This is a genomic window from Chromobacterium sp. IIBBL 290-4, from assembly GCF_024207115.1.
Taxonomy (GTDB): Bacteria; Pseudomonadota; Gammaproteobacteria; order Burkholderiales; family Chromobacteriaceae; genus Chromobacterium.
In genome coordinates this window covers 184,312-198,114 of sequence record NZ_CP100128.1, presented here as the reverse complement: position 1 = coordinate 198,114, position 13,803 = coordinate 184,312, and the positions used below count along the sequence as shown (strand labels likewise).

Below are 13,803 nucleotides of genomic sequence, written 5' to 3'. Positions count from 1 at the left end.
GAGTTAGCCTCAAGCAGCAATGGGCGGGGCTTCCACCAGGAACGCCCCGCCTTTTTCATGGATATACCGGAGATACGGCAATGACCCCACCCATCGCCGCAGACTACACCGCCCAAGCTGTCAGCACCGACACCATAGGCTATTTGCATTCCACCGAAAGCGGCGCCGGCGTGGACGGCCCCGGCATGCGTTTCGTGTTTTTCACCTCGGGCTGTCAATTCCGCTGCCTGTACTGCCACAACCCCGATACCTGGAAGCTGCACAACGGCCGTCAGGTCAGCGTCGAGCAGGCGCTGTCCGAAGTGGCGCCATACGCCCGCTTCCTCAAGTTTGCCGGCGGCGTCACCATTTCCGGCGGCGAGCCGCTGATGCAGCACGAGTTCGTCGGCGAGTTGTTCCACGAAATCAAAGAACGCTACGGCCTGCACACCGCGCTGGATACCCAGGGTTTCCTGCATGAGCGCGTGACGGACGAGTGGTTCGACGACGTCGACTTGGTGATGCTGGACATCAAGCATTCCGATCCCGACAAGTATCAGGCTCTCACCGGCCAGCCCTTGCAGCCGACGCTGGATTTCGCCAAGCGCCTGAAGCGTCTGAAAAAGAAGATGTGGATACGCTATGTGCTGGTGCCGGGCTTGACCGACGGCGACGCCGACATCGAACGGCTGGCCGATTTCGTCGCCACGCTGGGCGAGGTGGTGGAACGGGTGGAGGTGCTGCCTTTCCATCAGCTGGGCAAGGACAAATGGGCGCAGCTGGGCATGGAATACCAGCTGAACGACACGCCTATCCCCACCTCCGAGCAAGTGGCGCATACGCGCGCGCTGTTCGCCAGCCGCGGCATGAAAGTCACCTGAGCTTTAATTCCATCCCCTCATTCTGCCTGACCGCCGCCGCGTTTCGCGCCGGCGGTTTTTTTGCGCGTGCGGCGTGATGGTCGCCCAAGGGCCATGCTTTCCATCCCGAGGGCCAATTTCAGGCGTCGCAAGTAAATGTCTGGGCAAGTATGGGCGTTTTTTGAAAGTGTAATGCGCGCGTATCTGCAACCATGGCGGGGTTGATCATTTTGATGGAGTTCGATTGATGAACCCGCTTTCTTTTTCTGCTTATTCCGGCAGCGATTTGCCGGATTTATTGTGCGAAGCCGTCGTGCGGATGGGATTCTCCCGCGAGGATTTAGGCAGGCTGGAGTCGCAAACCACTCTGGCGGTGGAACTGCAGGGAGCGCCTGACGTGATGTTGTCGCAACAGCATGACCGCCTGTGGATTTGGAGCGCCTTGCCCGATGTGAGCGAGGCCGGCCTGTTCAAGATGGCCAGCCAGGCATTGTCGGTTTTGCTGGAGCCTGTCGCGGATGTGGAGGGTGGATTATTGACCTTGGGGCGTGGCGATGAGGGGTTTGAGCTGAAGGGCTTGGTGAATTTGGCTTGTTTGAGCCGCGCGTCCGGCTTGTCTGATCTCCTATCCGATTTCAGGGAACGATTGCTTGCCATGTGCCAGGCATTGGAACTGCAAGGAGAATGATATGCATATGCGCGGCTTGGGTTCGCTTGTTTCCAATTCCATCATCAGCAAAGGTCGCGCCAACCCGGAAGGTCAGGTGCGGGCGCGTGGAGAGGTGCTGGGTGTCGCCAGCAGAGGCAGCGCGGCTCCCCGTTCGGTGGAGCAGGAAAGTCAATCGCCTGGCGCTTCAAGCGAGTTGAATCGGAAGCAGAATGATCGTTGTCAGGTGATTAGGCAGGGCGGGGGCGATAAAAGAGTCATCAAACTGATCATGCCAGGCTCGGGCCATGTTCAGTGGAAATCGCAAGCCAAGGCCGGCAAGTTTTTCAGAAATGTACTTAATATGGGCTTCTTGCGTAACCGCAAGCAGAAGGCGTTTCAAAAATCCAAGCAAGTGGCGGCAGCGCCTGGTGATGGGCTTGGGCAGGCTGGGAAAGGCGGATACCGGAAAACTGAATTTTTGATAGCAGGGCCGCAGGCCATGAAAGGCATATTGGATAGAGGCGCTAACTCGATCAGCAAAAACATCAGTTCGGCCAACGCCTTGGTGAGCATGGAGGTCAATCGCGCCAAAAGAGCCGGGGATGAGCCGATTGTTTTGATTAAAGGGCATAGCCGAAATGGCGTGGCCGCATCGCAGGTGGCGACGCAAGCTGTTGAGCGCCTTAAAAATGAAGGCGTGAAAAACCCGCATGTGGAGGTGGTTTTGTTTGACCCGGTGCCGGGTCCAGGGCATAGGGGAAAAAACATCGCGCATGATATTTCGTCAACCAAGCAGTCGACGGTGGTGTACTCAAAGCACACGCAGCATCATTTTGGTTTTAAGCCGCAATTGATAAAGGGCGCGAGCGCGGTGGTCATTTCCGATCAAAATCATGGCGTGGGAACAAAAAGCCTGTTTGAGTTCGATGGCCAGATTTATAAAGGCTCTGGGTTGAATGGCTTAGGGGCGGGCGTGTATGTCGGGAGTGAGTTGAAGAAGATGGATGACGGCACGGTGGTTGAGGTGTTGAAACGAGTTGACGCCGATACGGCGGTGAAGGATTTGCAGGACTTCAATAGGGGAATGTTTACGCAGCATAGCCGTCGAGGCGTGATCATCGATGCGGTGCAGGGAATGAAAAAGGCCGATGAAACGGGGTCTGGCGGTATAAATGTTAATTAGGCTTGATTGTGCGGTTTGGAATTGATTGGCGCGTTATTTGATGGCTCACCCATTCTTGCGCTTGAGGTTTTGAGATTGACAGGGTGTTGAATGCGGCCATGGCTATGGTTTGGTTGATATAATTTAGCAGGCTTGCTTGTTGGGTGAGGGTGAGATTATCTACCCGGTATTCTCATCTTCCAGCCAATGGGAGGGGTGGCGGCGTCATGAAGTTTGTAGCTTTCTTGTAAAAGATGGAAGCGACGGCGCTATGGCGTGCATATTGCTGATATTCTGCCAGGGTTTATGACTTGACCAGAAATCGGGCGAGGAATATATGCACTATCAATTGGAAATCTGCGCCTCTTCGCTGGCGTCTTGTCTGGCGGCGCAAAAAGGCGGCGCGCAGCGCGTAGAACTATGCGACAACCTGCTGGAGGGCGGCACCACGCCGTCGTATGGCGCGTTGGCGCTGGCGCGCGACAGTCTGGGCATCGAGGTGAATGCGCTGATCCGTCCGCGCGGCGGCGATTTTCTGTATTCCGCGCTGGAGTTCGAAACCATGGCGCGCGACATCGAGCTGTGCCGCAAGCTGGGCGTGGACGGCGTGGTGCTGGGCATGTTGACCGAGGATGGCGATATCGACGGCCCCGGCACGCGCGAACTTGTGGGCTTGGCCGGCTCGATGAGCGTGACCTTCCACCGCGCTTTCGACCTCGCCCGCGATCCGGAGCGGGCTTTGGAGGATGTGATCGCCAGCGGTTGCCAGCGCCTGCTCAGCTCCGGCCAGGCGGCGACGGCCTTGGAGGGCGCGGATTTGCTCGCGCGCTTGCGCCGCCAGGCGGGCGAGCGGCTGATCGTGATGCCGGGCGCGGGCGTGCGCGCCGGCAATATCGCCGAACTAGCTGGCCGCACCGCTTGCCGGGAGTTTCACGCCTCGGCGCGTTCGCCGGTGGCGAGCCGCATGCGCTACCGCAAGCCGGGCGTGGCGATGGGGCTGCCGGGAGGGGACGAGTACGCTTGGAAGGAAACCTCGTCCGAAGAGGTCCGGGCCCTGCTTCAAGCGCTGCAGACGCTTTAACGGAGGCCGGGGACGGCGGCGACTGCCTCGCCGCTCTTCGATAGCCTGGCCTGCCGCTGAACCGCCATGCTTGGCGAGGCGGGCAGGCGTTCAGGCGGAGACCGGGTCGCTGGCGTCGCCCCAGCGCAGATAGCGGCGCAGCTGGGCAGCCGGCATGGGGCGGCACAGGTAGAAGCCTTGCAGCTCCAGCATGGGGTAGTGCTGTTGCAGGAATTCCAGGTCCAGGCGGCTTTCTATGCCTTCCGCCACCATGCGCAAGCCCAGTTCGGATCCCATCGCCACGGTGCCGTCCAGAATGCTGCGATTGCGGCGATCCCGATGGATGTTGTTGATCAGGCTGCGGTCCAGCTTGAGCTCGGTCAGCGGCAGATTGCGGATGTGTTCCAGCGTGGTATGGCCGGTGCCGTAGTCGTCCAGCGACAGCTCGAAGCCGCGCATCCGCAGCCGCAGCAAGGACGCCAGCGTATGTCCCAGATTGTTGAAAGCCAGGGTTTCGGTGATTTCCAGCACCAGGCGGGCGGGCGGTATGCCGCGCTTTTCCACCTCCTGCAGCAGCCAGTCGAGGAACTCGTTGTCGTGCAGCAGGCCGCGCGACAGATTGAGCGACATTCTCAGCGAGCGGGCCCAGCTGTTGCGGTCCAGAAAATCCAGCGTGGTTTGCGCCATCCGGCGCGACAGCAGGGCGATGGCGTCCTCATGCTCCAGCCGGTCGATGAAGTATTGCGGCCCCAGCAGGCCGTGGCGCGGATGCCGCCAGCGCGCCAGCGCCTCCAGCTGGGTGGCTTCGCGGCGGTGCTGCGAGAAAATGGGCTGGTAATAGGCGCAGAACTGGTTGTGCGCCAGGCCGGTCATGATTTCGCTCAGCGGGATGGAGACATCGGGGCCGCTGCGATAGCGCCGCGACTGAAACAGTTTTTGCACCTTGGCGAAGAAAATCGGCGGGTCCAGCGGCTTGGCCATGCTGTCCACGCGGGAAAAACCCAGCTTTTCAGCCGCCAGCAGGCAGCCTTCCAGCAACTCCGGCACGTCGCCGCTGAGAAACATCAGCGCCGGCAGCCGCACCATGCCGGACAGCGTCTGGGCCAGCGCGATGCCGTCCATGCCCGGCATATTGATGTCGGTGATCACCAGGTCGATCTGCGGCAATTTCTGCATCATCTGCACCGCCCAGCGGCCATCCGACGCTTCGTAGACTTCGGCATTGGGGAGGGTGCGGCACAGCTCGGCCAACATCTGCCGCTGCACCGGGCTGTCTTCGACAATCAGAATGTGATGGGGCATGAGCTCTCCGCGACAGGTCGACGCCGGGTTTCGGCCTGCGCCTTGCCGATGGTGTCCGCATACTCCTTTATAAGCAGTCTTGCTCGGCTGTCCGATTATTTTCATCTTGCATTGACGCGGAACAGACGCAATCGAATGAAAATTAGCTTGGCGTTTCGCCGCCAACAATGGCATAAGCATGAGGTGATCCATCCGGAGTGGAAAGGGAAGCGATGAGGATTTGCCGCAAGGGTGTAAGCATGCTGGGCGCGTGGAGCCTGGTTTTGACGATGCCTGCCGCCTGGGCCGCGCCGGGCGCGGTGGCTGCGCCCGATCAATACGGCGCGGAGGTGGCGGCGCATATTCTCGCCTCCGGCGGCAATGCGGTGGACGCGGCGATCGCCACCGCTTTCACGCTGGCGGTCACCTATCCCGAAGCCGGCAATATCGGCGGCGGCGGTTTCATGACCGTCTTTTTCGAAGGCAAGCCTTATTTTCTCGATTACCGCGAAACCGCGCCGCAAGCCGCCAGCCGGGACATGTATCTGGACAAGGACGGCAATGTGACGCCCAACCTCAGCCTGGTGGGCGCGCGCGCCGCCGGCGTGCCCGGCACCGTGATGGGCATGTGGGAGGCGCACAAGCGCTTCGGCAAAATGCCGTGGAAGGATTTGCTGCAACCGGCCATCGTTTACGCCAAGCAAGGCTTCGAGGTGGCGCCCAAGCAGTTCCAGTACCGCGGCGAGGCCATCCAGTTGTTCGCCGGCAAGACCAATTTCGCCCATTACTTCGGCGGGCTGAAATCCGGCGCGAACTTCCTCCAGCCGGAGCTGGCCGCCACGTTGCAGCGCATCGCCCAATACGGCGCGCATGATTTCTACGAGGGCAAGACCGCTAAGCTGCTGGTGGAGGAGATGAGGCGCGACAACGGCCTGATCAGCGCGGAAGACCTGAAAGGCTACCGCGCGCAATGGCGCGAGCCGATCCGCATAGACTGGCGCGGCAACGCCATCTACACCGCGCCGCCGCCCAGCTCCGGCGGCATCGCGCTGGCGCAGCTGTTAGGCATCAAAGAGGCGCGCGCGGCCGACTTCACCGGCGTGGCGCTCAATTCCGCCCGCTATATCCACCTGCTGGCCGAGATCGAGAAACGGGTGTTCGCCGACCGCGCCGATTACCTGGGCGACCCGGACTTCGCCAAGGTGCCGGCGGCCGAGCTGACCGATCCGGCCTATCTCAAGCGCCGCGCGGCGGAGATCAATCCGACGGCGATCTCGCCGACGCCGGACATCAAACCGGGGCTGGAGAACCATCAAACCACCCATTTCTCCATCGTCGATAAATGGGGCAACGCGGTGGCCAACACCTACACGCTGAACTTCGACTTCGGCAGCGGCGTGGTGGTGAAGGGCGCGGGCTTCCTGCTCAACGACGAAATGGACGATTTCAGCGCCAAGCCCGGCGTGGCCAACGCTTTCGGCGTGGTGGGCAAGGACGCCAACGCCATCGCGCCGGGCAAGCGCATGCTATCGTCGATGTCGCCGACCATCGTCACGCGCGACGGCAAGGCCACGCTGGCCATCGGCACGCCGGGCGGCTCGCGCATCTTCACCTCCATCTTCCAGGTGCTGAACAATCTGTACGACTACAAGCTATCGCTGAAGGATGCGGTGGCGGCGCGGCGGGTGCACCACCAGCTGCTGCCCAAGGACACGATTTTCTACGACGACTACGCGCCGCTGAAGGGCAAGACGGCCGACGCGCTGCGCGCCATGGGTTATGAGCTGAAAGACCAGGGCTGGCGCATGGGCGACATCCAGGCGGTGTGGGTGGACGGCGACAAGGCGGAAACCGCCTCCGATCCGCGCGGCCGCGGCGTGGGCATTGTGGTGGACGAGTAAGGCCCGCCGCGGCTAAGGCTCGATGTTGGACCCATAAGACTAAATAAAGAGGTTGCGCTATGCAGTACCAAACCGTGTTGAGCGATGTGGCGGACGATGCCGTCCGCGCGGCGATAGGCGCGCCGCTGCGGGCGTATAACGAAAGCCAGATGGGGGGAAGGGATTATCTTCCCTTGGTCATCAGCGTGATGAACGAGGCGGGAGAGATCGAAGGCGGCCTGTGGGGCCATACCTGTTTCGGCTGGCTGTACACCCAGCTTTTGGCCGCGCCATCCGAGGCCCTGGGACAGGGGCTGGGGAAAAGGCTGATGGAGGAGGCGGAAGCCGAGGCCAGGGCGCGCGGCTGCATCGGCGCCTGGGTGGACACCCATAGCTTCCAGGCGCCGGAATTTTATGAAAAGCTGGGCTACCAGCGCTTTGCCGAACTGAGCGATTACCCACCCGGCCACAGCCGCATTTTCTACAGCAAGCGGCTGGACGGCAAGGCGGAGCTGGACGCGGCGCCGCGGCTGCTGCAAGGCGAGCGCTTGCGTTTGCGGGCCTCTGCGCTGTCCGACGCCGAGACGTTCTACCCTTGGGCGCGGGACGAGCGGGTGATGCGCTACATGGAGTGGCCCATGCCGCAGTCGATAGCCGAGACGCGCGCCTTCTTCCGCGGCAATGCCGAGCGCTGGCGCGAGGGCGACTGCCACTGGATGATAGAAGACGCGGCCAGCGGCCTGGCTTATGGCAGCCTGGGCTGCCGCATCGCCGGCCATCAGGCGGATTTCGGCTATTTGCTGGCTCCGGAAGCCTGGGGGCGTGGCATCGCCACCGAAGCCTCCGCGCTGTTGCTGGAATGGCTGCGCGGCCGACCGGAAATCGAAAGGATTTGCGCGACGACGGACATCGACAACCTGTCGTCGCAGCGGGTGCTGGAGCGGCTGGGGCTGAGCCGCGAGGGGGTATTGCGCAAGGCCAAGCGCCGGCCGCAGCTGGGCAATGCGGCGCGCGACGCCGCGATCTATGGCTGGGCGCGGGAGTAAATCATTTATCTGATTTAAGATTGTATCAATTTGGATATTCTGCTTGTCCCTTGCCGGGGCTCTCGGCTACAACGCTAGGTATGAGTACCTAGCAGTCGGGAGCCTCGCGTGTACCAATTCCTCGCCCAATTCAGCATTCGCGCCAAGATTTTCGGCTTGATCCTGCTTGGCATCGCCGCCGCCTTGATCATAGGCGTGAACGGCATCACAGGCACCAGCAGCATGTATCAGCTCACCGCGGACATGCACGACAATATGCTCAAGCCCGTGTATCTGCTTGGCCAGGCCAGAAAGTTCGCGCTGTATATCAGCCGCGGCGATTATCGCTATATCGCTGAAACCGAAAAGTCGGTGATGGACAAGGTGCTGGCCGATCGCAACAAATACATCGCGGAAATGACTAGCCGGCTGGATCAATATCGCAAGACCGATTTGACGCCGCCGGAGTTGGAGGCGCTCAAGCGTTTCGATGCCGCCTGGCCGGCGATGGAGGCGCCTTGCAAGAAGGTGCGCGAGCTCAGCTACACGGACACGGGCAACGGCGAGAACAATAAAAAGGCGCTGGACTTGATGCGGACCGAGTGTCGGCCGAAGTTTCAGGAAGTGGATGCCATCCTGACCGAGCTGTCGGACATCAATATCAAGCTGGCTGACAAGGCGCTGGAGGATGCGCAGGCGCAATATCACGCCGTGCGGACGATGGCGATTTCGGTGTTGGTAGTCGGCCTGGTCATTCTGATCGTGCTGGGGCTGATGGTGCAGAACGGCATCATCGCCAGCCTGGCCGAGGCCGGCGCGGCGATGGACAAGATCGGCGGCGGCGATCTGACCGGGCGGATAGAGCCGCGCGGCAAGGATGAAATCGCCAAGATGATGCACTCCTTGGCCGATACCCAGCAGCGTTTGCGCAGCGCGGTGGGCGAAATCATCCGCTCCGCCGGCACGGTGGCGGCCACCTCCGAGGAACTGGCCGCCTCTACCGAGCAAGTCAGCGCCAGCATAGGCCAGCAGGTCAACGCCACCTCCAGCGCGGCGGCGTCGATAGAGGAACTGACCGTCAGCATAGACCTGTGCGCCAGCAACGCCGCCGAGGCCAATCAGCAGGCGGTGGATGCCGGCCAGCAGGCCAAGGCCGGCAACAAGGAGGTGCAGGAATCCACCGTGCGGGTGCGCAAGGTCAATGACAGCGTGTCCCACTCCGCCGACAGCCTGGAGTCCTTGTCCGATCAGGCGCAGCAAATCGGCAGCATCGCCACCGTGATCAAGGACGTGGCCGATCAGACCAATCTATTGGCGCTCAACGCCGCCATCGAGGCGGCGCGGGCGGGCGAGCAGGGCCGCGGCTTCGCCGTGGTGGCGGATGAGGTGCGCAAGCTGGCCGAACGCACCACCACCTCGGCCCAGGAAATCACCAATATGATAGGCAAGATCCAGGACGGCGCGCGGCTGGCGGTGGACGGCATGCGCAGTAGTCGCCAGATCGTGGCCGATGTGGTGACGGCGGCGGAGAGCGCCTCCGGCACCATAGGCACGGTGGAAGAGCGGGCGGCCGGGGTGATGTCGGCGATCAGCGAGATCGCGCTGGCGGTGGGCGAGCAGCGCCAGGCCAGCACCGAGCTGGCGGGGCGGGTGGAGGCCATCGCCAATATGTCCAAGGAAAACGGCATCGCCGTAGACGTGTTCTCGCAGGCCACGCGCGAGCTGGCCATGGTGGCGGAGAAGCTGCAGCAGACTACCTTGGCCTTCCGGCTGGAGTAGCGGCTACATGCGTTGAAACAGATGGGCGTAGCTGCGGCTCACTTCCAATAGCGGGCCGTAGCCGCGCAGCTTCAGCATCAGGCCGCGTTCGCCGCGGCGCACCTCTTCAATCGCCGACACCCGCACCAGGGTGGCGCGGTGCACCTGCCAGAACTGGTCCGGGTCCAGCTGCGGCAGCAGGTCTTTCAGCGGCGTGCGGATCAGCGCCTCGCAGGCGGGCGTCTGCACCAGCGTGTATTTCTCGTCCGACTGGAAAAACAGCACCTCGTCGGCGTTGATCAGCCGCAGATGATTGCCCACCGAGGCGCGTATCCAGCGCAGGTATTCCGGCTTTTCCAACTGCTTGCTCAGCTTGAGCAGGGCGCCTTGCCAATCTTGCGGCGTGGGCTGTTGTTTCTGCTGCCAGCGCTGGCGGGTGCGGGCCAGCCTGTCGTCCTCCACCGGCTTGAGCAGGTAGTCGATGGCGCCCTCTTCGAAGGCGCGGATGGCGTATTGGTCGTAAGCGGTGACGAAAACCACCGGAAACTCGCCGCCCAGCTCCATCGCCGCCGCGATGCCGGTTTTCACCGGCATGGTGATGTCCAGGAACACCAGGTCCGGGCGATGCTCGCGCGCCAGCTCCACCGCCTGGCCGCCGTCCTGCGCCTCGGCGACGACGTCGATTTCCGGCCAGACCCGTTCCAGCGCCATGCGCAGCTGTTCTCGCATCAGCCGTTCGTCGTCGGCGATCAGGGCAGTGAGCGTGTTCATGGCGTTCCTCAAATCAGGGTGAAGGGCAGGGCGATGACAGCGAGCGTGCCGCCGGTTTCCGGCGCTTCCAGGCTCAGCTCGGCCTCGGCGCCGTATAGCATGGCCAGCCGTTCGCGGATATTGGCCAGGCCCATGCCTTGGCCGGGTTGCTCGGGGAAGCCCACCCCGTCGTCGCGCACCGCGACGCGCAGCTTGCCGTCCAGCACCTTGGCGTCCACTTCGATGGCGCCGCCTTCGGCCTTAGGCTCCAGGCCGTGCTTGATGGCGTTTTCCACCAAGGTTTGCAGCATCATCACCGGGAAGCGGGCATTTTGCAGCGAGGCCGGCACCAGCAGGCGCACTTGCAGCCGCTCTTCCATCCGCAATTGCATGATTTCCAGATAAGCGCGCGACAACTCCAGCTGCTGGCCCAGGCTGGTTTCGCCGGGCGAGTCGCGCCATTCCGGCAGCGAGGCGCGCAGGTAGCGGATCAGCGCCTTTTGCATCACCACGGCCTTGGCCGGCGCGGTTTCGGTCAGCTGGCACACCGAAGACAGGGTGTTGAACAGAAAGTGGGGCTCGATCTGCGCTTGCAGCGCGCTCATCCGCGTTTCCGCCAGCTGCCGCTTCAGGGCTTCCAGCTCGGCCTGCTGCTCCGCTTTTTCGCTGCGGGCGATGGCGCGGTCGGCCTCTTGCTCCGCCTGATGCTTGCCCAGCGCCAAAACTTTCACCAGGATGGCGACCAGGCTCAGCACCAGCATCAGGTGTTCGATATTGAGAATGCCGCCCAGCATCAGCGAGAGCAGAATGGTCAGCATCAAACGGCCCCAGCCCAGCCGCGCCACCATATCGACGAAGCCCCACCACCCCTTTTCTATCGTATCCAGAATCATGCTGAAATCGTCCCGCCATGGTTTGGCATTGTTTTGATTATCCAAGTTTGACCTCTTTGCGCGGCGCGGGCAGTTTGAAATGGGGGCGGCGGCTCAGTCGCTTGGGCAGGGAAAAGTCCAGCGACAGCCAGATCAGCGTGACGGGCACGATGACCGCATTGACGGCGAGGATGGTCAATAGCGCCGATGAAACAAGATGGCCCCAGTTAACGCCGCCGAGCGCGTTCATCCATTGTGTCCAGTACGTAGGCATATGATGGCAGAGCTGGATCAGAGCGTCCAACAAAGCGGCGATGTCGAAGGTATTCATGTCTGTGCTCCTGGTTGGTGTGTGATGTGACTGTAGGGGAGAGCGGGGGAGGTCGACATGGGCATGCGACGAGATGCGCAATGCATGGGATGAAATGCGTTTGGCGTGGATGAAATGCGGCGGCGGCCGGCGCCAAGCGCCAGATCCGCGATTCAGCCGGAGAAGCGCTCGCGCCATGCGCCGCGGGCGCGGCCAGAATCAATCCCGGCCGCGCCCGGCAAAGGCGCGCTTACAGCCCCAAGGCGCGTTCCAGCATCCGCATCTCGCTGCGCCAGGCCTGCTGCGCTTGCGGCTTCTGATGCTTGGGCTTGCGGCTCAGATCGGCCTCCAGCAGCGCTTCCAGCTCGCACCAGCGCCGCCATTGCTCGTCCGCTTGGGCGGAGGCTGCGGCGAGACTGTCGGCGAGACTGTCGGCGGGCGCGCTGGCTAGCGGCGCGGAGGCCGAGGCAGGCCGTGCGGCGGGCTCGAACAGGCTGGCGTAGGCGCTGGCGGCGTCGGGCCAGTCTTGCAGCCTGCCGTCTTTCAACACCCAGAAGCGGTTGCAGGCGGCTTCGATGAGCTCGCGGTCGTGCGACACCAGCAGCGCGCCGCCGGGGAAGGCCGCCAGCGCGTCGGCCAGCTCCTTTTTGCCGTCCAGGTCCAGATGGTTGGTCGGCTCGTCCAGCCACAGCAAGTGGTGGCTGGCCAGCGACAGGCCGAGGAACAGCAGCCGCGCCCGCTCGCCGCCGCTGAGCGTGTCCACCCGCTGGCCATGGCGGGCATAGGCGAAGCCCGCCGCGATCAAGGCCTGTTTGCGCGCGGTTTCCGGCAGCGGCGCCAATGGGTAGAGCGCGTCCAGCAAACTGGACTGGCCATCCAGCTGGCGCAGGTTCTGGTCGTAATAGGCGATGCTGGCGGCGGGATGCCAGCGCCAGCCGGGATTCGCCTCCCCGGATTGGATGTCGCGCCAGCACTGCCGCAGCAAGGACGACTTGCCCGCGCCGTTGGCGCCCAATAGCGCGATTTTGTCGCCGGGGCGCAGCCACAGCCCTTGGGCATGGAATAGCGGCGGCAGGCCGGGCGCGGCTAAGACCGGCAGCGCTTCCAGCGCCATCAGGCTGTCCGCGGACAGCGCCTGGCCGCGCAAGGCCAGCCGCCATGGGCTGCCGTGGCTGACGAAGGTTTGTTCGTCCTGCAGCTTGTCGATGCGTTTTTCCATAGACTTGGCTTTGCGCACCAGTTTTTCGTTGTCGTGCTCGCGTCCCCAGATGGCGAGGCGCTTGCTGCTGGCGGTCAGCCGGTCTATTTCTTTCTGCTCGCCGTCGCGGCGGGCTTGGGCGGCCAGGTCCGCCTCCGCCAGCGCCGCGCGCGCTTGGCTGCAAGGCAGAGCGAAGCGGTACAGCCTGGCGTCGCGCAGTATCCAGCTGCATTGGGTGACGCGGTCCAGCAGCCGGGCGTCGTGCGATACCAGGATGAAGCCGCCGCGCCAGCGGGAGAGAAAATCCTCCAGCCAAAGCAAGGAGGGCAGGTCGAGGTGGTTGCTGGGCTCGTCCAATAGCAGCAGATTGGGCTGGCGCAATGCGGCGCGCCCCAGCAACAGCCGGGTGTGCTGGCCGCCGCTCAGGTCGGACACCCGCGTGTTGGCTTGGCTGGCGAGCTCCAGCTCGGCGAGCAGGCTGTCCGCGCGCCAGGCCTGGCTGGCGTCATGCTCCAGCGCTTCCAGCAGCGCCTGGCGGGCGCTCAAGGCGCGCAGCCGTTCGGGCAGGTGTTGTTCGACGAATTGCAGCCGGCAGGCCGCCGCGTATTGCGTTTCGCCGCCATCGGGCTCGATCTGGCCGGACAGCAGTTTCAATAAAGTGCTTTTGCCGCAGCCGTTATGGCCGAGCAGGCCGATGCGTTCGCCTTGGCCGACGGTAAAGGACAGGTCTTGGAACAATGCGCCGTGGTCGGCGTTCAGGCGCAGGGATTGCGCGGAAATCAGGGTTGTCATGCTTGGCTCTCGCTTGCTCGGGACGTAGGCGTCCCTGTCAACAGGCGCGCTGGCGACAACGGGGATGAGTCGAGAAAGACTCTGGGGAAATAAAGAGTGGCTTGGCTCGAACCCGCTTATCGCAACGCGATGGATGGCAGGCAAGAGCTTTCAAATGCGCTTAACACGCGAGCCAGAATTTCCAGGCGCGCATCATCAACTATATTTACCTCCTTTCTTGATCAAGG

General features: G+C 62.7%; 12 protein-coding genes. 7 read left to right on the top strand and 5 right to left on the bottom strand.

The features are described 5' to 3' along the window. The first annotated feature begins 80 nt into the window (after window positions 1-80). The 4 genes from pflA to NKT35_RS00805 all read left to right on the top strand — a co-directional run bounded on the left by pflA (window position 81) and on the right by NKT35_RS00805 (window position 3,731). Window positions 81-860, top strand: coding sequence for a pyruvate formate-lyase-activating protein (pflA, locus tag NKT35_RS00820; RefSeq protein ID WP_254297913.1), 780 nt, complete (start codon window positions 81-83; stop codon window positions 858-860). Window positions 861-1,086: 226 nt separating this feature from the next. Continuing rightward, window positions 1,087-1,527: an InvB/SpaK family type III secretion system chaperone gene (locus tag NKT35_RS00815; RefSeq protein ID WP_254297912.1), complete on the top strand. Its 441-nt coding sequence runs from the start codon at window positions 1,087-1,089 to the stop codon at window positions 1,525-1,527. Window position 1,528: 1 nt separating this feature from the next. Further along, entirely contained in the window at window positions 1,529-2,671 is a 1,143-nt protein-coding gene (locus NKT35_RS00810; RefSeq protein WP_254297911.1) for a hypothetical protein, read from the top strand. Window positions 2,672-2,987: 316 nt separating this feature from the next. Beyond that, window positions 2,988-3,731, top strand: coding sequence for a copper homeostasis protein CutC (locus tag NKT35_RS00805; RefSeq protein ID WP_254297910.1), 744 nt, complete (start codon window positions 2,988-2,990; stop codon window positions 3,729-3,731). A gap of 90 nt (window positions 3,732-3,821) precedes the next feature. On the opposite strand, the gene NKT35_RS00800 is transcribed toward NKT35_RS00805, so the two are convergent. Beyond that, a complete protein-coding gene (locus NKT35_RS00800; RefSeq protein ID WP_254297909.1) occupies window positions 3,822-5,012 on the bottom strand; it encodes an EAL domain-containing response regulator in 1,191 nt (396 codons plus the stop codon). Window positions 5,013-5,224: 212 nt separating this feature from the next. Here NKT35_RS00800 and ggt point away from each other — a divergent pair, with 212 nt between their 5' ends. From ggt to NKT35_RS00785, 3 genes are all read left to right on the top strand, one after another. Continuing rightward, window positions 5,225-6,892: a gamma-glutamyltransferase gene (gene ggt / locus NKT35_RS00795; protein ID WP_254297908.1), complete on the top strand. Its 1,668-nt coding sequence runs from the start codon at window positions 5,225-5,227 to the stop codon at window positions 6,890-6,892. Between the two features lie 59 nt (window positions 6,893-6,951). Next, window positions 6,952-7,917 (top strand): GNAT family N-acetyltransferase, encoded by a 966-nt coding sequence (locus NKT35_RS00790; protein WP_254297907.1) that lies wholly within the window; start codon window positions 6,952-6,954, stop codon window positions 7,915-7,917. A 108-nt stretch (window positions 7,918-8,025) separates the two neighbouring features. After that, window positions 8,026-9,675, top strand: coding sequence for a methyl-accepting chemotaxis protein (locus NKT35_RS00785; RefSeq protein ID WP_254297906.1), 1,650 nt, complete (start codon window positions 8,026-8,028; stop codon window positions 9,673-9,675). A 3-nt stretch (window positions 9,676-9,678) separates the two neighbouring features. On the opposite strand, the gene NKT35_RS00780 is transcribed toward NKT35_RS00785, so the two are convergent. From NKT35_RS00780 to NKT35_RS00765, 4 genes are all read right to left on the bottom strand, one after another. Continuing rightward, window positions 9,679-10,425, bottom strand: coding sequence for a LytR/AlgR family response regulator transcription factor (locus tag NKT35_RS00780; RefSeq protein WP_254297905.1), 747 nt, complete (start codon window positions 10,423-10,425; stop codon window positions 9,679-9,681). An 8-nt stretch (window positions 10,426-10,433) separates the two neighbouring features. Next, the gene (locus NKT35_RS00775; RefSeq protein ID WP_254297904.1) at window positions 10,434-11,342 is read right to left on the bottom strand and encodes a sensor histidine kinase; all 909 of its coding nucleotides are present in this window, start codon (window positions 11,340-11,342) and stop codon (window positions 10,434-10,436) included. Continuing rightward, complete coding sequence (locus NKT35_RS00770) at window positions 11,335-11,607, bottom strand: hypothetical protein (protein WP_254297903.1); 273 nt, start codon at window positions 11,605-11,607, stop codon at window positions 11,335-11,337. Before NKT35_RS00770 ends, NKT35_RS00775 begins: the two co-directional genes overlap by 8 nt. 229 nt (window positions 11,608-11,836) lie before the next feature. After that, window positions 11,837-13,576: an ABC-F family ATP-binding cassette domain-containing protein gene (locus tag NKT35_RS00765; RefSeq protein ID WP_254297902.1), complete on the bottom strand. Its 1,740-nt coding sequence runs from the start codon at window positions 13,574-13,576 to the stop codon at window positions 11,837-11,839. Window positions 13,577-13,803 lie beyond the last annotated feature (227 nt).